Source organism: Vibrio sp. EJY3, from assembly GCF_000241385.1.
Classification (GTDB): Bacteria; Pseudomonadota; Gammaproteobacteria; order Enterobacterales; family Vibrionaceae; genus Vibrio; species Vibrio natriegens.
Genome location: NC_016614.1, coordinates 825,846 through 849,688 on the forward strand (window position 1 = coordinate 825,846; position 23,843 = coordinate 849,688).

17 protein-coding genes and 4 tRNA genes are annotated in these 23,843 nt (G+C 41.7%); 13 read left to right on the plus strand and 8 right to left on the minus strand.

From position 1 onward, the window contains the following. The first annotated feature begins 104 nt into the window (after positions 1-104). From VEJY3_RS19620 to VEJY3_RS19630, 3 genes are all read left to right on the plus strand, one after another. Positions 105-191: transfer RNA gene (locus tag VEJY3_RS19620), tRNA-Leu, on the plus strand. 122 nt (positions 192-313) lie between these two features. After that, positions 314-387, plus strand: a tRNA-Cys gene (locus VEJY3_RS19625). 221 nt (positions 388-608) lie between these two features. Then, the gene (locus VEJY3_RS19630; RefSeq protein ID WP_014234165.1) at positions 609-863 is read left to right on the plus strand and encodes a hypothetical protein; all 255 of its coding nucleotides are present in this window, start codon (positions 609-611) and stop codon (positions 861-863) included. Positions 864-910: 47 nt separating this feature from the next. Here the strand turns inward: VEJY3_RS19630 and VEJY3_RS19635 are convergent, their stop codons facing one another. From VEJY3_RS19635 to VEJY3_RS19645, 3 genes are all read right to left on the minus strand, one after another. Further along, positions 911-1,699, minus strand: a complete 789-nt coding sequence (locus tag VEJY3_RS19635; protein ID WP_014234166.1) for a lipase — start codon at positions 1,697-1,699, stop codon at positions 911-913. A gap of 105 nt (positions 1,700-1,804) precedes the next feature. Then, positions 1,805-2,734, minus strand: coding sequence for a CHAD domain-containing protein (locus VEJY3_RS19640; RefSeq protein WP_014234167.1), 930 nt, complete (start codon positions 2,732-2,734; stop codon positions 1,805-1,807). Between the two features lie 119 nt (positions 2,735-2,853). Further along, positions 2,854-4,179 carry a diguanylate cyclase gene (locus VEJY3_RS19645; RefSeq protein WP_014234168.1) on the minus strand — a complete coding sequence of 442 codons (1,326 nt, stop codon included), beginning with the start codon at positions 4,177-4,179 and terminating at the stop codon, positions 2,854-2,856. 1,122 nt (positions 4,180-5,301) lie between these two features. Here VEJY3_RS19645 and VEJY3_RS19655 point away from each other — a divergent pair. Continuing rightward, the gene (locus VEJY3_RS19655) at positions 5,302-6,096 is read left to right on the plus strand and encodes a thioredoxin domain-containing protein (protein ID WP_041170402.1); all 795 of its coding nucleotides are present in this window, start codon (positions 5,302-5,304) and stop codon (positions 6,094-6,096) included. A 757-nt stretch (positions 6,097-6,853) separates the two neighbouring features. Next, positions 6,854-9,634 carry an Ig-like domain-containing protein gene (locus VEJY3_RS19660; protein ID WP_014234171.1) on the plus strand — a complete coding sequence of 927 codons (2,781 nt, stop codon included), beginning with the start codon at positions 6,854-6,856 and terminating at the stop codon, positions 9,632-9,634. 97 nt (positions 9,635-9,731) lie between these two features. Here the strand turns inward: VEJY3_RS19660 and VEJY3_RS19665 are convergent, their stop codons facing one another. After that, on the minus strand, positions 9,732-12,116 hold the full coding sequence (locus VEJY3_RS19665; protein WP_014234172.1) for a hypothetical protein: 2,385 nt from the start codon (positions 12,114-12,116) through the stop codon (positions 9,732-9,734). Positions 12,117-12,931: 815 nt separating this feature from the next. Between VEJY3_RS19665 and VEJY3_RS19670 the strand changes: the two genes are divergently transcribed. Next, positions 12,932-13,018, plus strand: a tRNA-Leu gene (locus VEJY3_RS19670). 115 nt (positions 13,019-13,133) lie between these two features. Beyond that, a tRNA-Cys gene (locus VEJY3_RS19675) sits at positions 13,134-13,207 on the plus strand. A gap of 99 nt (positions 13,208-13,306) precedes the next feature. Here VEJY3_RS19675 and VEJY3_RS19680 read toward each other — a convergent pair. Together VEJY3_RS19680 and rnk are read right to left on the minus strand one after the other, a co-directional pair. Continuing rightward, entirely contained in the window at positions 13,307-14,278 is a 972-nt protein-coding gene (locus VEJY3_RS19680) for a sensor domain-containing diguanylate cyclase (RefSeq protein ID WP_014234173.1), read from the minus strand. Between the two features lie 197 nt (positions 14,279-14,475). Beyond that, positions 14,476-14,883 carry a nucleoside diphosphate kinase regulator gene (rnk, locus tag VEJY3_RS19685; protein WP_014234174.1) on the minus strand — a complete coding sequence of 136 codons (408 nt, stop codon included), beginning with the start codon at positions 14,881-14,883 and terminating at the stop codon, positions 14,476-14,478. A 412-nt stretch (positions 14,884-15,295) separates the two neighbouring features. Between rnk and nirB the strand changes: the two genes are divergently transcribed. The 4 genes from nirB to cobA all read left to right on the plus strand — a co-directional run bounded on the left by nirB (position 15,296) and on the right by cobA (position 20,178). After that, positions 15,296-17,860: a nitrite reductase large subunit NirB gene (gene nirB, locus VEJY3_RS19690; protein WP_014234175.1), complete on the plus strand. Its 2,565-nt coding sequence runs from the start codon at positions 15,296-15,298 to the stop codon at positions 17,858-17,860. 13 nt (positions 17,861-17,873) lie between these two features. After that, positions 17,874-18,197, plus strand: a complete 324-nt coding sequence (gene nirD, locus VEJY3_RS19695) for a nitrite reductase small subunit NirD (protein WP_014234176.1) — start codon at positions 17,874-17,876, stop codon at positions 18,195-18,197. A gap of 187 nt (positions 18,198-18,384) precedes the next feature. Then, positions 18,385-19,233, plus strand: a complete 849-nt coding sequence (locus VEJY3_RS19700; RefSeq protein WP_014234177.1) for a formate/nitrite transporter family protein — start codon at positions 18,385-18,387, stop codon at positions 19,231-19,233. Positions 19,234-19,407: 174 nt separating this feature from the next. Then, entirely contained in the window at positions 19,408-20,178 is a 771-nt protein-coding gene (gene cobA / locus VEJY3_RS19705; RefSeq protein ID WP_014234178.1) for a uroporphyrinogen-III C-methyltransferase, read from the plus strand. On the opposite strand, the gene VEJY3_RS19710 is transcribed toward cobA, so the two are convergent. Beyond that, positions 20,175-20,615, minus strand: coding sequence for a DUF4174 domain-containing protein (locus tag VEJY3_RS19710; protein WP_014234179.1), 441 nt, complete (start codon positions 20,613-20,615; stop codon positions 20,175-20,177). The two genes, cobA and VEJY3_RS19710, sit on opposite strands and share 4 nt — an antisense overlap. 119 nt (positions 20,616-20,734) lie before the next feature. Between VEJY3_RS19710 and VEJY3_RS19715 the strand changes: the two genes are divergently transcribed. After that, on the plus strand, positions 20,735-21,223 hold the full coding sequence (locus tag VEJY3_RS19715) for an NYN domain-containing protein (protein ID WP_014234180.1): 489 nt from the start codon (positions 20,735-20,737) through the stop codon (positions 21,221-21,223). Between the two features lie 112 nt (positions 21,224-21,335). On the opposite strand, the gene VEJY3_RS19720 is transcribed toward VEJY3_RS19715, so the two are convergent. Continuing rightward, complete coding sequence (locus VEJY3_RS19720; protein ID WP_014234181.1) at positions 21,336-22,667, minus strand: anaerobic C4-dicarboxylate transporter; 1,332 nt, start codon at positions 22,665-22,667, stop codon at positions 21,336-21,338. A gap of 397 nt (positions 22,668-23,064) precedes the next feature. Between VEJY3_RS19720 and VEJY3_RS19725 the strand changes: the two genes are divergently transcribed. Next, positions 23,065-23,814 carry a siderophore ferric iron reductase gene (locus VEJY3_RS19725; RefSeq protein WP_014234182.1) on the plus strand — a complete coding sequence of 250 codons (750 nt, stop codon included), beginning with the start codon at positions 23,065-23,067 and terminating at the stop codon, positions 23,812-23,814. Positions 23,815-23,843: the final 29 nt, after the last annotated feature.

Consider the following 23,843-nt stretch of genomic DNA (forward strand, 5'->3'; position numbering starts at 1 on the left):
AAAATTTATTGTTGACCAGATAAATTATTCCGTTAAAGTACGCCTCGTTCTCACGGCAAGGGTCGTTGAGAAAGATGGTGTCTAACCCATCGCATGATTGCGTTGCCCTGGTGGTGGAATTGGTAGACACAAGGGATTTAAAATCCCTCGGCGTTCGCGCTGTGCCGGTTCAAGTCCGGCCCGGGGCACCATCAAACAAAAGATGAGTGGATTTAAAATTCCGCCGTCGAGCTGACCGGCCGAGTGTCGGACCATCAAGCACGGCACAGAGCACCATCTAATCTCTTCTTACAGAGAAACAAAATATATTAAAGGCGCCTTGGCAGAGTGGCTATGCAGCGGATTGCAAATCCGTGGACCTCGGTTCGACTCCGGGAGGCGCCTCCATTATTTAGAAAGCCAGTCTCAGGACTGGCTTTCGTCGTTTTGAATTCTCCAAAAACTTTTCTATTCTTACTCTTCTTAACATGACGCGATAAACAATCTGAGTAATTTTACTATTACACACGCAGTTTTCTTTAAAACTATAAGTTTAATCAATGGGTTGTTTGATATTTATTGGGTTAATGAGTAACCTTTATCTAAGCAAAATTTAGAGGAATAAAAGAATGGAATCTGTTGCTGATGTATTGGTAGTTGCTATTGTGTTCGGTTCTTTGTTTGGCGGCGGGATAGTCAAACTTATCTTGAACCATAAAAAGGAATTGAGAGCGCTAGAGGTCTCTGAGCGTAATGCCATGAGCCAAGAAGACCAGGACAATCTCAAAAAGCAAGTCGTGGAATTAAAACAGCGCGTTGAAGTATTAGAAAAAATCGTCACTGACAGTAAATATCAATTGGATAAAGAAATCGCATCTTTGTAATTTAGATACTACCGATAAGCCGATTGAGTTCGGCTTTTTCAAGCCTTTCACCTTTCGTCAAAGAAGTCCTTATTACGAATATACTTGCTCATCAAGTGATAAGAGAAGGGGCGAAATAGCCAACTTATCAATGAGCGCCCTAATCGAATCATGGTCGGCGTATTTTCGTAAATTCTGCCGTTATATAACCAAAGCATTTTGCCAACGTGCCAGTACAGAAAGGGAACGGGTGGCATGAAAGTGACAATATCGATATCACAACAGATTCGATAGGTTTTGTGTCCCAACTGATATCGTTTCTTGAATGTCCAGTCACCAATAGCAGGTTGGCCAAATGTCACGACGCGTTTGATACTTTTGGGATATTTGCTCTCGATATAATCAGCAAAAACACTGCCGATTGCACCACCAGAAGAATGCCCAGTAATGGTAATTCGTTTGCCTTGCAAAATCAGAGGGACAACGGTGTCTTCTAACCGCTCAATTACACTCAAACCTAACCTGTCTTCATTTCGGCTTGGCATACTTTCTTGGAATAACAGGTGGTAGAAGCCCGCGTGGATACGATATTTCAGACCTAATAGACGACAACTTTTGGTCCACATTGCGAAGTTTAGTAACCAATCAGAAAGGCTATGAGAACCTTTGATTACCACAACGACCTCTTCGCTCTTTTTACTCCAGAGGACACGAATCATGATTTTTCCGTGCTCGTTTTTAATGACTCTCTGACCGTTAGGATCAAATCCGTAACGAGTTTGTTTAAAAACGCGAGGATAAGCCAGATTACATAACACGGCGTAACGTTCGTATTGGTATCGTTTTAGTGGTTTCACGTTATCGTTCTTATTCTTGCCCAGCTCAATACTTTAGAGTGAGTTTATGAAGAATACGTGAAAAGCCATGTTACAGAGAAACGAGCACTATTGAACGATGCTTGTTCAAACTCGGTACAAATCCAAAGCGGATGATTCCTGAAGGAATTGATGAAACAGTTTTACATCACTCACGATGGTCTGGCGAGTTTGTTTGTGTTGGTTTTTTATCTCTTTGATCAGCGCTTTCAGTGCTTTTCTGTCTTCTTTTTGTTTGGCTGAAGTCGTTCTCAGGCGAGAGAAAAAAGCGATTTGTGTGGAGGTATCGTTAAAGTTTCCGAGTTTATCTTGCAGTAACTTAAGTTGTTTAACGTTATCTTTATGCTGATCTTTCGAATAGAGCGCAGAAAAGCATTCTAGGAGATAGCGAAGCGATTTGCATTTAATTCTCAATGCGTGAATATCGCTATCCTCACTTGTGTCAGAAATCTTGTTGATCGACTTACTCACTCGGCGAAACTGGGTCACAATCTTATTGTTTGCAAAACTTAGTGGATCAATAGGCTCGGATTGATCTTCGCTGCGTAAAGCACGGCGTAGGCTATTTTCAATCAAAATTGACGTACTAAGGTATCTTCTACTTGTTAACCAATCTGCCACGCGCTGCTGCTCTTCAAATTGGTGGTCTTCTATGATGGTAAACATACGCTCTAATGACGCCTTATGCTCTGGGAGCATGGTGACATAGCGTGCTTTATCCATAATGAATACATCTAGATCACGTAACAAGTTGGTTTTTTTCATTACTAGTTTTAAGCTTGGCTTGAGTAGCTTTCGTTCAAATTGCGGTAAGAGTTCTTTTAACAAAAGACTTAGCGAACGCATTCGTCTTAAAGTGACGCGGTATTGATGGTTAAACTCTGGGTCTAGGCCAAGGATGACGTCTTTTTCTAAGGATCTCGCATAGAAAAATTCGCTGATAAGAAAATTAGGAAGGATAAAGTTAAGATCAGAATCAGAATATAACGGCAAACGAGACGGTGGCTTTTTAGACATAGTCAGAAACTCCCAAACGCAGACGCTTTAGATAGTTAATGGTATACCTAAATGCAAAATTCTTCGAGATTGGGGAGGCGTACCAGGTGAAAAGCTTGCCTACTTACTATGCTCGTGTTTTACCCTAACTCTTGCGTATAGTCATGATAAATAATGACTTGGTTTCTACCCTGATGTTTCGCGTTGTACAACGCTTTGTCAGCTTCCTCAAGCATAGCTTCAAAGGTGTCTTGCTGATTAAAGGCTGCGATGCCAATACTAACGGTTAAATTGATCAACTTACCATGAGAAACACAGGGGCTCTTCTCAATGAGCACGCGAATTCTGTTTGCAATTTCTTTTGCTTTTTTAGCATCTGTTAGAGGTAAAATAATGGCAAATTCTTCGCCACCTATTCGACCCAAGATATCGGCTTTTCTTAATCCAGTTCGACACACTTGAGTAAAATGCGTCAACGCTTTATCGCCAACACTATGCCCAAACTTGTCATTGATACTTTTAAAGTAGTCGATATCCAAAACCAAAACGGAAAGCCGCTTTTCTTCTAATAGATTGCAGGTATTAAACTCATTGACACCCATCATCATAAAATAGCGTCTATTTTTCACTTTGGTTAAAGAGTCAGTCGTTGCTTCCTCGAACAACTGGCCTTCATATTCTTCTCGACTGACTTGCTCTTTCTTCAAGATATACATTGTCACCGCTGTAATAAGGAAGGCAAACAAAATCGTTATGAGCGTGATTGTTGGGATGATCGCCTTACTAGGAACGTGAGGTTGCCAAGAAAGGTAGCCAACGATGCCTCCGGAAGGGGAGTAAAGCGTCTTGTAACTGACAAGTCCATCTGCGCTGTTGTTTAAATTGAGCCCGAAAAGTTGATAGTCGTTTTCAAGTTCACTGAGGTAATCGGTATCAATACGTTTTCCTAACGCTAGATACGTCCCTTCGCGCGCTTGTTTATTCTGCTCACTGATAAAAGGTCCGCCAACGATGTGATACACATCTTGGCCAATACGGAACAAGCCGTTGGTGAGCTTTTTCTCAGTATTCAGCTGCTTGGAGACAGCCATCATCTCAAGAAGCGGCTGCTTTAAATCGTTATAGTTGATGGTTTTAGCATCGCCGCTTTTAATTAGGTAGACTTCTTGATCCCCGCGAGTAATGGCAACACTGAAATCAAAGTCATGCTTATCCATGAGATAATCGCCTGAATTTTTTGCGACCCAAGCCAAGTCACGCTCAACCTCTATTTTTTGGTATGCCTCATCCCAAAAAGAATATTCCTCTAGAGAGTCTCTGGCGTTACGCTTCTCAAGTTGCAAAGCTAACTGGACTCTATGGGACAATTCATCGGCTGCAAGGCTATCTAACGAGTTTAAGAAGTAGACAAGACAACCAAACACAGAAACCACCATCACGAATAGTAGCCAGGTAATAGTGCGCATCAATGACCTAGCCGGTAAGAATGTCCGAGTTTGCAGTTTTGTCATATCTATTGGAGTAGTAGTGTTCTGGAGGCGATCGATCATAAGTTGCTACATTAGCACAGCATGATGTTCATTTACCATATTAATCGGGAGGGTATTGTTCATAACATCTCATGATGCGTATAGAAGGTTTGGGGCCATTGTCACAAGCGATAGGGGATTGTCTTAAGCCTTATGGTTTTATCTTGAAAGGTGTTTGGGCGAGTATCCTGAGTACTATTCTTGGCGTTAGTAGCTTATATGGCAACTTGAGAAAACTGAAAGAGCACAAAAGCTTAAAAATGATTACGTTAAGTTAGCACATGACAGGTGCTCTTTCAGCGATACTAGCCCATCTAACGGCCAAGTGTAATACAAACTAAGAATACTAAGCACGCGATGACTAAGAGGGTAAGTTCTTTATTACGCAATGTCATAATAGATCCTCCCTATATTTCATGTATAAATAAAAAGTGACGGACAAAACAGAAAATTATATATAATTCATGTGTTAAACGTAAAATTACCAATCTCTATAATTAATGTTAGTTGAAAAGTGGGTTTTATTTTTTACTTCGGCGAAGAAATTGATTTAAATCAAATCAGTAGACAATAAATGTTCGAAATATGATGTTGGTTTATCAGTTAGTCAACTGTTAATTGAGATTACCACTGGTAACCTGCTTTATTAATACTTTTAGATTTTATTAAAGTGGCACATTTAATGACTAGATTAATAGGTTTAAATCTTATTTATGGTACTAATGAGGTATAACTCTGATTTATAAGCCATATTTATCGTTATAAGCCAAGTAACCTTATTACGTAAATTGACTTATGTTAACACGTTGACAATACTTTTTAACAAATTGAAAGAAGTGACTGTTTAATAATAAGTTGTAAATTTATTTATGCATCTAGGGTCATTACTAGTAATGAGATTCCTCGACAAAGTCGTATCTAAAACCCATTACTGATATATGTAACACTAGTGAGGTGTAAACAACTTATCTTCAACATCTGGGAACGGAACAACTTTCATTTTTGCAGAGCAAGGTACGAGCTAGTCGTATCGACACTGTTTTATAGTGGGGGCATAGCATGTTAAGGAACATAGTGAGATTGGCAGCTCCGTTCGTTTTACTGCCATTAATTTCTGGCTGTCAGTCAGAAGATACGGATCAGTTGAAATCTGAAATAGAGTCACTTAAGCAGGAGATAAGTCAACTTTCCGAGTCAGTCGGTAAGATTGAGAGTGAAGTAAAAGATATGAAAGAGTTGGCATTCAAACCGCCAAAAAAAGAAGCACCGATACTGCCTAATCAACCTAACTTTACTGAGGACGGCAACCTTCCGGTTTTGGGAAGTACAGAAGCAAAAATTGCGATCATTGAGTTCTCAGATTTCCAATGCCCTTATTGCAAACGCTTTACGGATACTGCTTTCAAACAGATAAAGGAAAACTTCATCGATACAGGAAAAGTGCAGTACGTCGCGCGCGATTTTCCTCTCAACTTTCATCCCCAAGCCATGCCAGCCGCCATTGCTGCGACATGCAGTTTTAAACAAGACTCTTACTGGCCAATGCGTGATATGTTGTTCACCAACGTTAAACAGCTAGGTGATGAGTTCTATCAAAAAGCCGCAACAGATTTATCTTTAGACATGCAAGCGTTTACTGACTGTTTAAAAGATCAATCGGTGGCAGATAAAGTTGAAGGGGATTTAACTCTGGGTAAATCACTCGGTGTGAGAGGTACTCCAAGCTTTCTTATTGGTCGGGTAGAAAATGGTGAACTTATCGAGCCTCAAATCGTAGTGGGCGCTCAGCGCTATCCCGCTTTTGAATCGATACTTAATGAGCTAGAGAAAGAAAAGAATAAACCCGAAGAATAAAAATAGATGAATAAAATAGGCAGCCGAATTGGCTGCCTTTTTTAATATATAGAAACTATATTTAAATCACAAAAAGAGAAAATATTCCAGTTATAAAAAGGCCAGATAATCCGCTTGGAAACTATTTCTATACGATATGCAAACTTTTCATTAAATTGTCTTAATTGATAACAAACTGTAATTATTATGTTAAATTATGGTGTGAAATATAATTTGTCATTATTTAGTTAGATAAAGGTCATGAGTATGACAAGTCATTAATATTGATAGTGATAAAGTGTAAATAATAGAGAACTGAAGTTCTAATATTATTCTTATTTCATATTATTAGAGTAAACATTTTAACAATCGTAATGTTTTCCTACATTCATGATTTTAATGAAATTATTCAAAATTTATTGTTTTTATTATCAATATGGTTGAAATTTAATCTATGTATTTGCTAGTATTTTGACCTTCTAAGAAGTACATAAATACTATTTTAAATGTCAGTGGGGGATATTAGGCTATTGGTATAAATATTATACAATGACACCTTTGGTGCGATAATAATGTGATTTATTATATTCCAATCATCAATATTGAATTACGTATTTATTGGTTGGTTTGAATTTAAATTTCAAGATCCTATTATTATCACCTAGAGCTTACCGTTAATCATTACACGATTTTGTTGTATTCAACGATTGTGGGAACTGCTCGTCTCTAATGGTTTTCTTTACTTAAAGAAAACTAAATATATGCAAAAAAACATTGCTTGCTGGCTAATGATCCGGCGGCCATTGTGTGGCTGTCATTTTACGCTGGGATGAAATTTAACTTCCAAAACGAAACGGACCTGAAAAATTTACGTATGTTTAATATCCTCTATAACTCAAAAATATTGGCTACTAATGCTTTTAAGTTTTCCATAACAACCCTGTTTGGGGCTTCTGCGCTTTTGTTCAATGCATCGGCTGTATCTCAGGACGATACTTATGGTATCGGTTTAGATGCAAATCACCATCATAGCTATGGACAAAATATCGCGTCAGAGAAGCGTCAAAATGCTCAATCAAATACCAAAGCATTGATGAATGCGATGGCTGCCTACCAAAACTCTACAAAAAGCGAAAAAAGTAACAATCTAAATAAGATGATTTCACTAGCAGAAGAGCGTCAGCAACTGTTAACTGAACTAGTAAAATCATCTCCAGCATCTGTGGCTAGTGTTGCGATTACCACCGAAGAGCAACAAGGTATGCCAAAGGAAGTTAAGAAACTTCTAGAGCAAGAACAAGTGCTTGAAGGTGAGCTTGAAGTCTTTTACGAAGACTATGAAGATCACAGCAAGAGTCGTTTACATCATGTACTTAAACCAGCCGATGAAAGAGTTGAACTTCATGTATCAAAGAATACAGATGTCAATCAGCTTCATTCAGGCCTACGGGTTAGTGCCAAAGGGTGGTCAATTGATGGAAATGACAATGCATTGTTTTTGGATGAAGATAAAAACAGCATTATTATATCAGCCCAAGATAGTACATCTACTTCTACGACTTCCTCTGGAACTACAACGACCTCAATCGACGGTACATTTGGTGAGCAAAAGACATTGGTCCTACTGCTTAACTTCCGAGATAAGGTTCAAGAGCCTTGGACTGTTCAGGAAGCTGAAGAATTAGTTTTTGGTACAGTTAATGATTTCTATAGAGAAAACTCGAACGACCAAACTTGGCTTAGTGGCGAGGTATCTGGGTATTTAACATTAGCGGTTGATGAAGTTTGTGATATCAATACTATTGATAATTATGCTAAACAGGCAGCGACAAATAATGGCATAGATACAGATAGTTATGATCGCCTCGTATATATCTTTCCCGAAATTAGCAATTGTGGATGGACAGGAATGGGGACCATTGGAGCTACTCAATCGCGAGCTTGGATAAATGGTGCTTTTACTGTTAATACAATAGGGCACGAGCTTGGTCATAACTTTGGTCTTCGCCATGCGCAATCTTTAGATTGCGGAGTAGATATAGTGGGTTCCAATTGTACTAACTTTGTTTATGGCGACAACATCGACATTATGGGCAATGGTGATGGCCACTTTAATGGATTCAATAAAGAGTCACTAGGATGGCTTTCATCTACAGAAATAACTTCTGTTACTAGTGATGGTAGCTATCTAGTTGAGCCTTACGAAATGTTACACTCAGGTATCGCTAAGGTTTTAAAAATACCACGAGGAACTGACCCAGAAACCGGAAAGCAACTTTGGTACTACATTGAATATCGTCAGGCTTTAGGGTTTGATAGTTTTCTTGAAGATAAGGACGGTATTACTGGTGGAGTAGTTATGCGTCTGGCTACTGAATCAGATATGAAGAGTAGTCAAATGCTGGATATGACGCCTGGGAGTGTTTATGACGATTTTTCTGATGCCGCATTGAGTGTTGGGGAGAGTTATACCGACAGTGTAGCCGGTGTAACTATTACTACTGAGTGGGCAGACAGTACTGGTGCAAGTGTTTATGTTAGTTTTGCAGAGCCGACATGTACTCAGAGTGAGCCAGCTATTTCTGTTACTTCTAACCAGAGTACCGCTATGGTTCCTGGTAGCCTGAAGAGCTACACGGTATCTGTGACCAATAACGATAGTGATAGCTGTTCATCTTCTAATTTCTTAATTGAAGCGGAAGCTCCAGCAGGTTGGACAACAACGGAAGCCACTATCGATTTAGCGCCGGGTGCAAGCGATACGGTAACGCTTGATGTCACTTCGGACGAATTAGCTACGGATGGTACTTATACGATTACTTTCAACGCCTTTAATAGTGTTGATAGCAGTTACTACACTAGTACAACTTCGAGTTATTTAGTCGAAACACCAGTCGAAGCATGCGAAGTCGGTACTCCGCTGTTGAGCGTGGTTCCAAACCAAAGTGGTGAACTTGAGCCGGGTAGTACAATCAGTTACACCGCGACAGTAACCAATCAGGATAGTGTGAATTGTGATTCTGCTGTTTTCAATGTAGCGCTAAGCGTTCCTAATGGTTGGAATGGAGACAATGGAACATTAACTTTGGCCCCTGGTGAAAGCAAATCGGTGGTATTAGATGCAACCATTAGCTCTGAGGCGTTAGACGGTAGTTACGATGTAATTATATCTGTAGAGCATACAGCAGATTCAAGTTTGAGCGTTAGTGAGGTGCTGAGTGTGCTTATTGCAACTTCGGTTGAACCTAATAGTGCGCCTATTGCTTTGGATGATACCGTTACATTAGCTACTAAAGATCCAGTTGTCATCAATGTACTTGCGAATGACAGCGATCCAGAAGGCGATAGCTTAAACATTGTGTCTGTAACTCAAGGATCTAAGGGTTCCGTACAAATTATTTCTGATGGTCAGATTCTTTATACACCAGCGAAAAACTTTAAAGGAAGCGACAGTTTTACCTATAGCATCAGTGACGGTAATTTCACCTCGACTGCAACGGTAACAATTGGCTTATTAAGCACAGATGGTGGTGGTAAAGGTAAGGGTAATAGAAAATAATATTGTTTAGACCTTGACTAATTTTAGGTGTTTAATTTTATAAAAGTGCCAGTCAAGAAAGCTGACTGGCACTTAATTCTAAAATAAAGTTATTACTTTATAGAGGACCATACGCTGTAGTTGTTAGGTCTATTTCGGCTTCAAATTTGACTGAATTGCCTTCAGGATCCGATAGAATTATTTCTACAGGGCCCAAACCGGATTTCAGAGCTTTGAAATCGACATCATCGAATATTGGAAGAAGTTGAATAACAAAGTAGCAGAGTTTTTGAGTATCTGCTGCAACAATATCACCCACTTCACAAGCGTTGAAACCTAAACCATCACGCGTTCTTGTATCCGATAGGTTAAGAAGACGCATACTTGCATCGCTTGTATCATCTTCGCTTCCTTCAAGAGGAATATCTACGTTACGAATCCTTAGTGCATCGATAGTTAGATCTTCAAACGCACCTACGCCTCGGGTATCGATGTTAGCAAATACAACTGCTGTGTAAGCAAAATCAAGTGTTAGCTGAGGTCCAACATCTGCAAATGTTACCGTCGCATCGTTATAAAGGCTATAAAGCTCTTCTTCACCGTCAGTAATCTTAACACGTGCACTATTTACTAGATCGTTGTTAGGCTCTCCTGTTACTGCTGCGTCAATGTAACAAACGTAAGAGTTCGCGGCACCATAGGAAATAACAGTAGTAGAGAAGTTACAAGTTGATGTGCCTAGAGTTACACGAGGGCTAGTTTCCAGAATAGTATCTTCAAAATCAATTAAAGTAATATCCTCGCCTGAAGGTGAAATGTTAGTAATTTCAAATCGGTAGGTGACATTTCCTCCTGGCTCATTCAGCTCAACAGTCTCAAAGTAATCATTAGGATCGTTAGGCTCTGAACCATCATCTGTTCTAACTTTCTTGTCAAATAATACTGCAGGAGCAACATTCATTATAGTTACTAATGCTGTATCATCATCAAACGTACTATTGCCTTCTGATTGATCGCTTTTCTCTATAGCATGAACGTAGGCTGTATTAGTAATACCTGCGTTGACATCTCCAGATACATTACGAACAAACATACAACTATCGACTTCGTCAACGTTTAGATCCAAGTCCATGCTATCACATGTATTGCCAGAAATAGCGGACAGTAAGTTTATCGCAGTACTGCTAACTGTATCTGTCAAAATATCAATAGTTAGAGTATCTACCTCGCTAGTGTTTTCAAATATTAGTTTATAGGTTACATCACCACCTGGCTCTTTTATCCATACCGAACCATCACACTTACCATCGGCGTCTACGGAGCCTGTACATGAGACATCTGGATTAGGGCTTGGGAAGTAGACAAACTTATCAATAGTGATTGATACACCAACATCTTGCATTGCTACTTCAACTACATTAGTACAAGTACCATTACTAGGGTCGGTAGGGGTTGTTGGGTGAGTTGGATCACATGTGTTGTCACCTACTGCAGAACCATTTTTATCGACTACGGTTGCACGAACAAAGTCTTGGTAAAGCTCATCACTTTGATCATTTGGTAAGTCATCATCGTTAATTTGAACCACAATGACACATGTAACAGTTGTTGATGTAGGAGTCAGAGTCAGTGGGAGTCCACTAAAAGCTTCGTCACACGTATGATCTACATGTTGTGCTAACAATGTAAGGTTACCAACGGTTGTGTTTGTTGAAGTCGACAGATCGAAGTTAGCAAAAACTCCAGAGTCAGTTGGTGAACGTACGATGTCTTCTACAGCATTGATTGTAATATCAGACTTAGTACTTACATTTTTAATCGAAACTTGATATTTAAATACGCCACTAGGTTCATCAGCTGCCGCGTCACCGATCAATGTTTTAGTCATTTCTGGTGGCTCTGGCTTAATAAAGATATTTGTGGTTAGGACATCACAATTACATTTCGATTTGGTGTTAGGAACCTGCCCACGAACAGGGTCGCGGTCCAAAGTACAGTTATCACGACTTTGATTATCCCAAGCTGCACAATAGCTGAAATCAGCTTTGTCATCGTTATCGACATCTTCACACAACATGGTGATTGTTTGACCATCAAGTGTGTACGTATCCACGCCATTGGCTTTTGTGATATCACCACATGCATCGAGATCCAGGTCAGAAAACACAAAATTATCCGCTGCGCTGGCATCAGGAATAAGTAAACTACACAAATAAGGATATGATGTATCTGGATCGTTTGGTAAATCAATAGATTCCCCGGTATCCGGTTGTACAAAGTTTGGAGCAATTCCTGTGAGAGAGTTATAAAAAGTTGTATCGTAACGCTCATTCGCGTTTGTAACGATAGTTACACTAGCTGTAAACTCCACAACTTCACCAGGAGTACATTCATCGATACTTTCGTTAAAAATTTCAGCTATTTGTACGTCTTCTGCGGTACAATTTAGTTCATCCTTAGGTAAGCTATTAAGATTATTTACTTCCATATATGCATCTGCCATACACATCTCTGGCACAAAATCCGAAGCATTTGCGGGCGTTGAATTTGCCAACCCATAAAGACTCGCAGCACTTATGAGTATCGTGCTGAGCAGCCCTTTATGTCGGCTATATATTGAATGTTCCATCATCTACCTTCTTTTTTCATTGAAAGTTGATAAAAGGGCGATGTGAGTATCCAATGATGCCAACACTGGATCCGGCATCATTGGACACACTAACTAATGTGCCCCCGTCCCAAGACAGATGCTCCAAAATGATTAGTACATAGTGACAACTCGAAGCTTCTGTCAGTTGCACACTACAGAGCAAGAAATAAACCAAAACATAACTGTCTGATATCTAAGGATATAGGGTGTTTGAAAGACTGTATTTTTAAGATTGTGGTGAACAGTTTGTTAACCAGTTGTTGAAATGGTTTGATTGTAAATTCTAAATACGCTTTTGATTCAATCAGTTAGGGTAGAGATAAAACATTACATCAAGTAGGTGTACTAAGTGAACAGGTGTACAGTTGGTTTACAGTTTGGCATGCGACTTCTTAAAAGAAGAGATCTGAGGTGTTATATCAATTGCAGATTTTTTGGAATACGAAGGTTGCAGATTAAATTCAGAATATGCATTCAGATTTCTTTGTTTAACTATGTTTAATCGTTGTGCGAATTGTTTGACTATTAAGCCGCACAGATCGCATTTTAATCACTTGAATAAAAAAGATAAATTTTTTGTTGACGGTTAATCTCAATAGGTTAAAGTACGCCTCGTTCTCACGGCGAAGGTCGTAGAGATGATGGTGTTGCCATCGCATGATTGCGTTGCCCTGGTGGTGGAATTGGTAGACACAAGGGATTTAAAATCCCTCGGCGTTCGCGCTGTGCCGGTTCAAGTCCGGCCCGGGGCACCATCAAAAAGATGTGTGGATTGAAAATCCCACCGTCGAGCTGACCGGCCGAGTGTCGGACCATCAAGCACGGCCCGGGGCACCATCTAATCAAATTAGAGAACAAACAATTTAGAAAGGCGCCTTGGCAGAGTGGCTATGCAGCGGATTGCAAATCCGTGGACCTCGGTTCGACTCCGGGAGGCGCCTCCAAAATTCTTAGAACCAGTCAATATGACTGGTTTTTTTGTATCTGCTGTTTTATGCAGGTGTGTAATTACCGAGTAATGACTATCTCAACTTGTCAGTAAGTTAAGTGAGCTCGATAAACGCGACGCCATTCTTGCCATTTTTCTTTATCTCGTACATGGCTGCATCGGCTTTTTGATATATCTCTTCGAAGTTACCCGTACTTGCCTGGAAAATACACACACCAATACTTAATCCAACGTTCAGTGCGTTTTCATAATCTAGATTTATGATGGACTGCATGGTGGAAGGCACGCAGGTTAAAAGCCGGTCACACAACTCACTTAGTTCTTTTCGAGTGGACTCTTTACATAGGATTACGAATTCGTCACCACCGATTCGAGCGATTTGTGCGTCAGTAGATGTGAGCTCTTTGAGACTGTTCGCAATGCTAATCAATAAACTATCACCCGCGTGGTGACCCAGTTCGTCGTTGACGGTTTTAAAATTATCCACATCGAAAAAGATGAGAGAGCGTTTAATTGATTGGCAAAGGTCCGCATTTTCTTTGAAGCATTTTTCCATGGCACTTCGGTTTAGTAGGCCGGTAAGCGGATCGCTATTAGCAAGTTTTGCCAGTTGCTGCTCGTAGCGTTTTTCATTAGTAATGTCGATGTGGGTACCCATCATACGAAGTGGGGAGCCATCATCTGCATACTCTACAATCCGGCCTCTGTCGGAAACCCAACTGTCAGTCCCGTCTTTATGCATCATGCGGTGAACGACTTGGTAGAGGTCAGTCTTTCCTGCTAGGTGATCCTCAAATGCACCAACAGCGAGATCGTAATCCTCTGGATGCAGATTGTTTTTCCAGGTTTCGACCGTGGCAGTAAGTTCGTGAGGCTGATAACCCAACATTTTACCCCACTGCATGTTGAATATCGTCAATGTGCCGGAGGGGATATGTTGTTCCCACAAACAAAGGCCATTGTTATCGAGTGCGGCGTTGAGCTTTTCTTCCAGTCGAGCATTTTGACGTCGGAGATCTTCGTTCTCTTTTTCCAATTGCTCTATTCGCTTTAAGTACTCTTCCATGTTCCGGGTATGACGGTTTTCGGTGCATTCAATATACGAAACATATCGAAAGTTTTCTATTCGGTATCATTGAATTAAGGGGAAATATAAGCGAATAGTTTAGAGTATGCTGCCAAATTGGCACGAAAAAGTGGGCTGGAAAGATAAGCGCTCCTGGTGCAAAGTTATGGTGTTCCTTTGCACCGGGACAACTGAGGCTAGCGAGTTAGGGCACCACTTTGCTCAGGTTGGTAGGTAACATTGACTATCTCAATGGTTTTTGTTTGTTTATTTGGCATTGGCCAGTCGAGCTTTTGTCCAATAGCTAGTCCGATTAACGCGCTGCCAACCGGAGCGAAAATTGAAATATCGTCGCTGCTTTTTAGGTCTTGCGGATAGACAAGTGTTCTGGTTAACACCTTCTCATCACCAGAGAACTTAAATTCAACAGTAGAATTCATCCGTACAACGTTGTCTGGCATTTCTTCTGGCTCAACAACGATTGCTCTATCAAGTTCTTCTTCCAGCTTTACTAACTCAGCAGCGACACTTGGCATCTTGTCCAGCATAGCTGTGATTCTATTAATATCTATATTTGATATATAGATAGGGTTGCTTTCTGACATTTTCTGACTCCAAAAACAAAAGGCCGCCTCATAAATATGGGACGGCTTTTATATGTCGAATAGGGTATGTATCACATGAATTAACCACATGAATGAAATCTGATTCTAGTCCTTATAATGCTTATTAGCTAGTAAAAGATTTTTATTGATAAGATTGATTTTTATAAAGAAATCAGAAGGTTCATAAGTGTGAAGGGAGATGAAAACTAATGAATTAAATTGTACTTATTACTGTATTTCAATCATCAGTTTTATGTCTTTAAATTACGGTATTTGATTGAAATTATGCGAAAATACAGGCGTCTACCCCTTTAGGGTAGTTTGAAATTGTAATTGATTTACATCATGTATTAATTTTCTTACACAAATGACAATGAGCTCAGTGATAAAAACCTAACCCTTAGGAATTATAATGAGCAAGTTGAAACTAGTAGTCATCGGTAACGGTATGGTAGGGCATCGTTACATTGAAGACTTAGTCGAGAAAGCGGATGTCTCCGAGTTGGATATCACCGTTTTCTGCGAAGAACCACGAGTAGCCTACGATCGTGTGCACCTTTCCTCTTACTTTTCACATCACACTGCCGACGAACTTTCATTGGTAAAAGAAGGTTTTTACCAGAAACATGGCATCAATATGTTGATCGGCGAACGTGCCATCAACGTTAACCGTGAAAACCGTATTGTGTATTCAAATACAGGCCGTGAAGTTCAATACGACAAGTTGATTCTAGCGACTGGCTCATTTCCTTTTGTTCCACCTATCAAAGGCCATGAAAGTAAAGATTGCTTTGTTTACCGTACTATTGAAGATCTCAAAGCGATTGAAGCATGTGCGAAGAACAGTAAATCTGGTGTGGTCATCGGTGGTGGTTTACTAGGTCTTGAAGCGGCTGGTGCGCTAAAAGCATTAGGTGTGCAAACGCATGTTGTTGAATTCGCCCCAAAACTGATGGCAGAACAGCTTGACCTTGCAGGTGGTAATCAACTGCGTCAAAAGATCGAGCGTATGGGTGTGAACGTTCACACCAGCAAGAACACGCTTGAGATTGCTCCGGAAGGGGAAAACGCACGCAATGTGATGCGTTTTGCTGACGGCACAGAGTTAGAGACTGACTTCATTGTTTTCTCTGCGGGTATCCGCCCTCAAGACAAACTTGCTCGTCAAATGGAATTGGAAGTGGGCGCGCGCGGCGGTATCGAAGTCAATGACCACTGTCAGACCTCAGACAAAGACATCTACGCAATTGGTGAATGTGCCTCTTGGAATGGCATGTTCTATGGCCTTGTCGCGCCAGGTTACAAAATGGCAACCGTCGCAGTTGATCACCTGTTAGGTAACACTGAAAGTAAATTCCAGGGTGCAGACATGTCTGCAAAACTGAAACTGCTTGGCGTGAAAGTAGGTTCAATCGGAGATGCGAATGGCCGTACTGAAGGTTGTAAGAGCTACGTTTACCAAAACGAAGAGCAAGAAGTTTACAAACGCCTGATTGTCTCTGCAGATAACAAAAAGCTACTTGGTGCAGTGCTAGTTGGTGATACGTCTGACTACGGCGATCTACTGCAGCTCATGCTAAACGAAATCGACCTACCAGAACATCCGGATGCGCTTATCCTGCCTGCACACGCAGGTGCTGAGAAACCAGCACTAGGTGCTGACGCCCTACCTGAAAGTGCGGTGATCTGTTCATGTTTTGATGTGACAAAAGGCAAAATCGCACAGGCGGTAGCGGATGGTCACCATACATTAGGCGACATTAAAGCCGTCACTGGTGCAGGTACTGGTTGTGGTGGTTGTATTCCTCTTGTGACTTCAGTACTCAACGCAGAGCTTGCGAAATCTGGTATTGAAGTGAAGAACGACGTATGTGAACACTTTGCGTACTCTCGCCAGGAGCTGTTCCATCTTATTCGTATTGAAGAAATTAAAACGTTCGATGAGCTACTAGAGAAGTACGGTAAAGGCTACGGCTGTGAAGTATGTAAGCCGCTAGCTGGTTCGATTTTAGCGTCTTGCTGGGGTGAGCACATTCTTAAGCCACAACTGGTTAAGTTACACGACACCAACGACAACTTCCTGGGTAACATTCAAAAAGACGGTACTTACTCTGTGATTCCGCGTATGGCTGGCGGTGAAGTAACCCCTCAAGCCTTAGGCTCGCTAGCAGCAGTCGCAGAAGAGTACAACTTATACACCAAAGTGACAGGTGCTCAACGTATTGGTTTGTTTGGTGCTCAAAAAGACGATCTTCCGGAGATCTGGCGCAAGTTAATCGACGCTGGTTTTGAAACCGGTCAAGCGTACGCTAAAGCCCTTCGTATGGCTAAGACGTGTGTGGGTTCAACCTGGTGTCGTTATGGTGTTCAAGATTCGGTTGGTTTGGGTTCATTCATCGAAAATCGCTACAAAGGCATTCGTACTCCACACAAGATGAAGTTCGGCGTGTCTGGCTGTACTCGTGAGTGTGCCGAAGCGCAAGGTAAAGATCTTGGCATCATCGCAACAGATGCTGGTTGGAACATGTACGTGTGTGGTAACGGCGGTATGAAGCCTCGTCACGCAGATCTGTTAGCAAGCGATCTGGATAAAGAAACGCTAATTAAGTACATCGACCGTTTCATGATGTTCTACATCCGTACGGCTGCGCCACTACAGCGCACCTCAGTTTGGATGGAAAACATGGAAGGTGGTGTCGACTACCTACGCGAAGTGATCGTAAACGACAAACTTGGCATTAATGATCAATTAGAAGCAGACGTTGCGAAGCTTGTTGATGAGTACGAGTGTGAATGGACAGCAACCATCAACGACGAATCACAACTGACTCGCTTTGCACACTTTATTAACTCAGATAAACGCGATGAAAACGTTGTGTTTGTACCTGAGCGCGAACAGCACCGCCCGGCGACCTTCACGGAGAAACACCCTGAAGCGAAAGGCGACATCCTACACGTAGCCATGACTGAAGCTTAAGGGAAGGTGGATTATGTCATTTGAAAAAATCTGTCATATCAACGAAATCGTACCGGGTACCGGTGTTTGTGCACTGTTTAATGGTCAGCAAGTTGCGGTATTTCGCCCGACTGAAGCGGAAGAAGTGTTGGCAATTAGTAATACCGATCCGTTTTTCCAATCAAACGTGTTATCGCGTGGTTTGATTTGTCAGCACCAAGGCGAGCTTTGGGTAGCAAGTCCACTTAAGAAGCAACGTTTTAACCTAACCACCGGTGTTTGCATGGAAGACGAAGGTTTTAGTGTGAAAGCGTACAAAACACGTGTTACCAATGGTGACGTCGAGATACAAGCTTAGCGAATATGCCCTCCTCAAACGAGGAGGGCATTGATTGAATACTTAGATTTAATAGATAAAGGCTTCCCGGAGGTCGTTTCTGGGAGGACACCGAGAAATGACCACGACAACCGCGAGTCGTAATTGGGAAGCCTTTCTCTATTCAATCTCTAACTTTTAACTTTCATTTTTGAATAAGGACACGTTCATGTCTACAGACTTTAAACCAGCTGAGTTCGTGCAAACTATGATCAACGTTGGTGAAGCAAAAACCAATACCAGCACTCGAGACCTACTGTTACGCGGTACGATGGCAGGTATTATTCTTTCTTTGGCGGTTGTTGTCGCGATAACGACCATCGTACAAACAGGTATGGGTGTAGTAGGGGCTTTGGTCTTCCCTGTTGGTTTTGTCATCCTAAGTGTAATGGGCTACGACCTGGTTACTGGCGTATTCGGCCTTGCTCCGCTGGCTAAGTTTGCAAACCGTCCGGGTATTACTTGGGGGCGTATTTTCCGTTGTTGGGGTCTTGTTGGTTTAGGTAACCTTATCGGCTCTCTTATCGTAGCTTACCTTGTCGCGATCTCTCTTACCGGTAACTTCTCATTAGAACTCAATGCGGTAGCGAAGAAATTTGTCGCGGTATCAACGGCACGTAGCCTTGGCTTTGAAAACATGGGCATGGACGGATGGATCACCTGCTTTGTACGCGGCATCTTCTGTAACCTAATGGTGTGTTTAGGCGTAATTGGTAACATGACTGCGCGTTCTGTATCTGGCCGTGTTGCGATGATGTGGTTCCCAATTTTCATCTTCTTCGCATTAGTGTTCGAGCATACCGTGGTAAATATGTTCCTATTCCCGCTAGGAATGATTCTGGGTGCTGACTTTGGTATTGCAACTTGGTTGAACTTCAACCTTATCCCAACCATTTTAGGTAACATTGTTGGTGGCTTGGTGATGACATGTCTGCCACTGTACTTAACGCACGCAAAAACTGCACCTTCTCTAACTGCGGAATCAGAAGTAAAAGCAGAGCCTGCAATGGCTAAATAATTCGCTTGTTATGGTCCCGCTACTTGATGGGTGGGGCCATTCTTTACTCTTAACTTTCGCACTATATTTTATAGGTTTAGAGATAAAAAGTAATAACTCCTTAGAGTGGTTTTAGCCCTAAGAGCATAGTGAGAGTGTTACTCTTTATATCTAAATTTCTCAATAGGCCATTTTATGACTACTATTAACACCTCGTTAAACAGCGGTTTTGTTTCACTTGTTGGCGCAGGGCCTGGCGACCCGGATTTGCTCACCGTAAAGGGTTGGAAAGCGATTCAATCTGCAGATGTGGTGGTCTATGACCGATTGGTATCTAAAGACATTTTGGCGTTGGCGAATGCGCGAGCAGAAATGATTTACGTGGGGAAAAAGCTAGATTTTCACTGTGTGCCACAAGAGCAAATTAACCAGATTTTGGTACAGAAAGCGCAGGAAGGTAAACGTGTAGTTCGCTTAAAAGGTGGTGATTCGTTCATTTTTGGCCGTGGTGGTGAAGAGTTAGAAGAGCTTGCCGAATACGGAATAAAATACGAAGTGGTACCGGGTATCACAGCGGCAGCTGGCGCAACGGCATACGCTGGTATTCCACTTACGCATCGCGATCACGCTCAAAGTGTTCAATTCATTACTGGTCATGTACAGAAAGATGGTCGTGAAATTGAGTGGCACTCTTTAGCGCAGTCAAACAACACCTTAGTGTTTTATATGGGGCTCAAACAGAGTGGGTATATCATGGACAAGCTCATTACACATGGTTTAGCGCCAGACATGTCATGTGCAATTATTGAAAATGGTACAAGGCCAGAGCAGCGTGTGCTTGTTGGCAAACTGAATGAATTATCTCGTATGGCTGCGCAGGCAGAAAGTCCGGCGCTGATCGTGGTTGGAAGCGTTACGCAACTTCAAAACAAGTTGGCTTGGTTCCCCCAAGAGGTCAACGATTAAATTTTGCAGGGGCTGCTTTGGCTTTGCATTTCTTGCTTACGCATTGGCATTTCATCAATTAACTCGTTGATGAATTGCCAGTCCGTTTCTGCGCCCCAGCGATACTTTTCCAGGCCATCTTTTCCAAGCAAAATAGCAGTGTACTCTCCCTGTTTTACATCATATTTCTTCGACAAAACAGAGACATCCAGTTCCTCTTTTATCCCCTTAGGAAACGTAAAGCCATCTTCGGCAATGACTAAAGTGACGATGTCACGTTCTTCAAGTTCACATTCGTTCATTAGTGTTTCAAGCAGGAACTGTTTAACACGGGCATCGTTCGCTGGCGCGAAGAAAAGTACACTGCGATGCGGCCAGTATTGAGCGTAAGAGGGGTAGCTAAAGGTTGTCGGTGATACCAAGCCTAAAAGTAGTATCAAAATGATTGGTTTACTCATGACTGATCCTTTATATGCTAACACTCTCGCTTATACGTTAAGTTTAGTGGAAATGGCTCATTGTGCTTTTTTGCAAACTGGCTTAGGGTAGGCAGCAAATAAACAACGTATAGAATTAAATGACTTCGGAAAGTAAACAAAAAATAGCGATTCTGGTTGATGTACAGAACGTGTATTACACCTGCCGTGAAGCCTACCGTTGCAATTTCGATTACAACCAGTTTTGGTATGTCGCTACGCAAGGTAAGGACGTTGTCAGCGCGAAGGCTTATGCGATTGCGAGTAATGATCCTAAGCAACGACAGTTTCACCATATCCTTAGAGGTGTTGGTTTTGAGGTAATGTTAAAGCCTTTTATCCAAAGACGTGATGGCAGTGCGAAGGGCGATTGGGACGTCGGTATTACTCTGGATGCAATCGAGATTGCGCCTGATGTCGATACAGTGATTCTTGTTTCTGGCGATGGTGACTTTAGTTTGCTGGTGGAGCGCATTCAACAGCGATACAACAAGAAAGTTACGGTTTATGGCGTTCCGAAATTGACATCGCAAACACTCATTGACTGTGCAGACACTTTCGTTGAAATAGATGAGAATTTTCTGCTTTAAACAGTAAGAAACAATAGATTATGGCTGGAGTGCAAGCGCCAGGCATGAAAAAGACGAGTCATTTCAGGCGTACACTTTGTACAATGACTCGTCTTTATTCAAATAGCAATAACTATGATGGGATGATCATTTGTCCTAATACGTAACCTAAGCAACAAGCACCAATCACACCAATCAGACCTACCGACATAAATGAGTGGTTGAAATACCATTTGCCAATCTTCGTCGTACCAGACGTATCAAAGTTAACGGTTGCGATATCTGAAGGGTAGTTAGGGATGAAGAAGTAACCGTATACTGCAGGCATCAAACCAATCAACAAGGCCGGATCAAGCCCCAAACCTAAGCCAACCGGCAGCATCATACGTGCTGTTGCTGCTTGCGAGTTTACCACTACAGACACGATGAAGAGCGCAAGTGCAAACGTCCACGGATAGTCGGTGACCATCGCCACAATGCCCGTTCTAAACTGAGGCATTGCGTATTGGAAGTATGTGTCCGACATCCAGGCGATACCAAAGATAGCGATGGCAGCCACCATACCCGATTTGAAAACGACACCATCAGGCACTTTACGAGGATCGGTTTTCGTTGCCAGCAGAATAATACCGCCAAAGCAGAGCATCATCATTTGGATGACGACGGCCATGCTGATTGGCTTTTCACCATCGACAATCGTACGAACTTCCGGCCACATCGCGATAACGACAATAACCAAGATAGCCGAAATGAACATAAGTACGGAATTACGAGCGCTAGTCGGAAGCACTTCATCTAAAGATGTCGCGGTTGTGGTTAAGATCTTTTCACGCCACACCGGATCTTTCAGGCGATTTTGGTATTCTTCATCGTCTTCTAGCTCTTTACCACGTTTTAAGCTGTAAAGTGACATAAGCAATGTACCAAATAAGGTAGCTGGCACTGTCACAAGCAGAATTGAAAGCAGAGTGATTTCATGCTGAATATCCGATAACTGCGCTAAGTAGTAAACCACTGCGGCAGAAATTGGAGAAGCCGTAATCGCAATCTGAGAAGCGACAGAGGCAGCAGCCATTGGGCGCTCAGGACGAATACCATTTTTCAGTGCAACGTCACCAATGATCGGCATGATCGAATACACCGCATGGCCAGTACCTAGCAAGAAGGTCATAAAGTAAGTAACAAAGGGAGCAATCAGAGTCACGCGTTTAGGGTTCTTACGCAGCACTCGCTCCGCGACTTGAAGCATGTATTTCAAACCACCCGCAGCTTCTAGAATCGATGCACAAGTAACCACGGCTAATATGATTAACATTACGGTGACGGGAGGAGAGGTCGGCGGCATCTTAAAAATGAAGACTTCTATCACCAGACCGATACCAGAAACGACCCCAAGGCCGATACCTCCATAGCGTGAGCCGATATAAAGCATCACGAGCAAAAACAGAAACTCTAGATACAGCATGAGCAGATTTCCTTATTCAAAACAATTGCTTCCATTGTTTATCTATTCTCAGGAAAAGTACTTTATGTTGTTCACATTACCTTAGATGACGCAAAGTAATGTTTAAGAACGAGTATTAACTCACGCTACAGACTCCATCTGTTAATGTACGTTTATCGATGTGTATGAATTGTGTTTACTATTTTGACGAGCTAAGGCATAAAAATGCGACGCACTTTAAATATATGTTGTGATTTAGCCTGATTTTTCGTAACCAAGTATGTCTGGATAGTCATTGTCGGGACTCACTTTCATGGAATTCGATGGCTTTATGCTTCAGTGATAAAGAGAATGGTTTGCATTTAAATTAATGTTTGAGTATAAAGATACAGCCCATATACCATCAAACTGAATAGTCATGTCCGAATCATTCTTCCCACAACTTTTCCAAGCCACAAATGCGATAACGCCGTACCTGCATGGTGATTTAGGGAGCATAAGCGAAGGCGAGATTCATACTGATAACGACATCAACCCAATTATTCAGGATTTATATCAGCAGCTATCTGAAGCTTTTCCAGAAGCGGGCAGAGCTTACTGGCTGACCAGAACATGGGATTTATTATGTTGGCAACCAGTCTATGTGGCCTTGATATCCATCTACCACTTTCATTCACTACCGAACCTGTATGGTATGGCTCAATCCGTTAAGCCCTGCTTTGTCAGCGGTTATCGTTTTCAAGATAAATCACTTGTTCAGGGCGATCATCAGACGCTGATAAACACTGCTGGTGCACAGATAAAATCACTTTTCGACTACTATCAAAATCAAATGAGTGAATGGACCCGTATTCGACCGGGGTTTACCCATCAATTAATCTCAGACGGTATTTTGGTTGGGTTAATGCGATTGCAGCAGCACTTTCCGCAGATGACAAACGCCATGATAAGAGAGCATGCCGTGTTATGGCTTCAGGCGCTTGATATGGATACCAACAACGCGCTGTCACTTTATGAACCGTCTGTGGCTCTACCATTGAAATTAGTGAGAAAAAGTTGCTGTCTGGTTTATAAATGTGAAGGTAGAAAACTTTGCGATAATTGCCCTAGATTGGCAGAAAACAAAAAGCTTATTGCGGTGAAAAGTGACGAAAATCAACTTAGTTAATTGTTAATTAGTATAAGTTCTTTCTATAT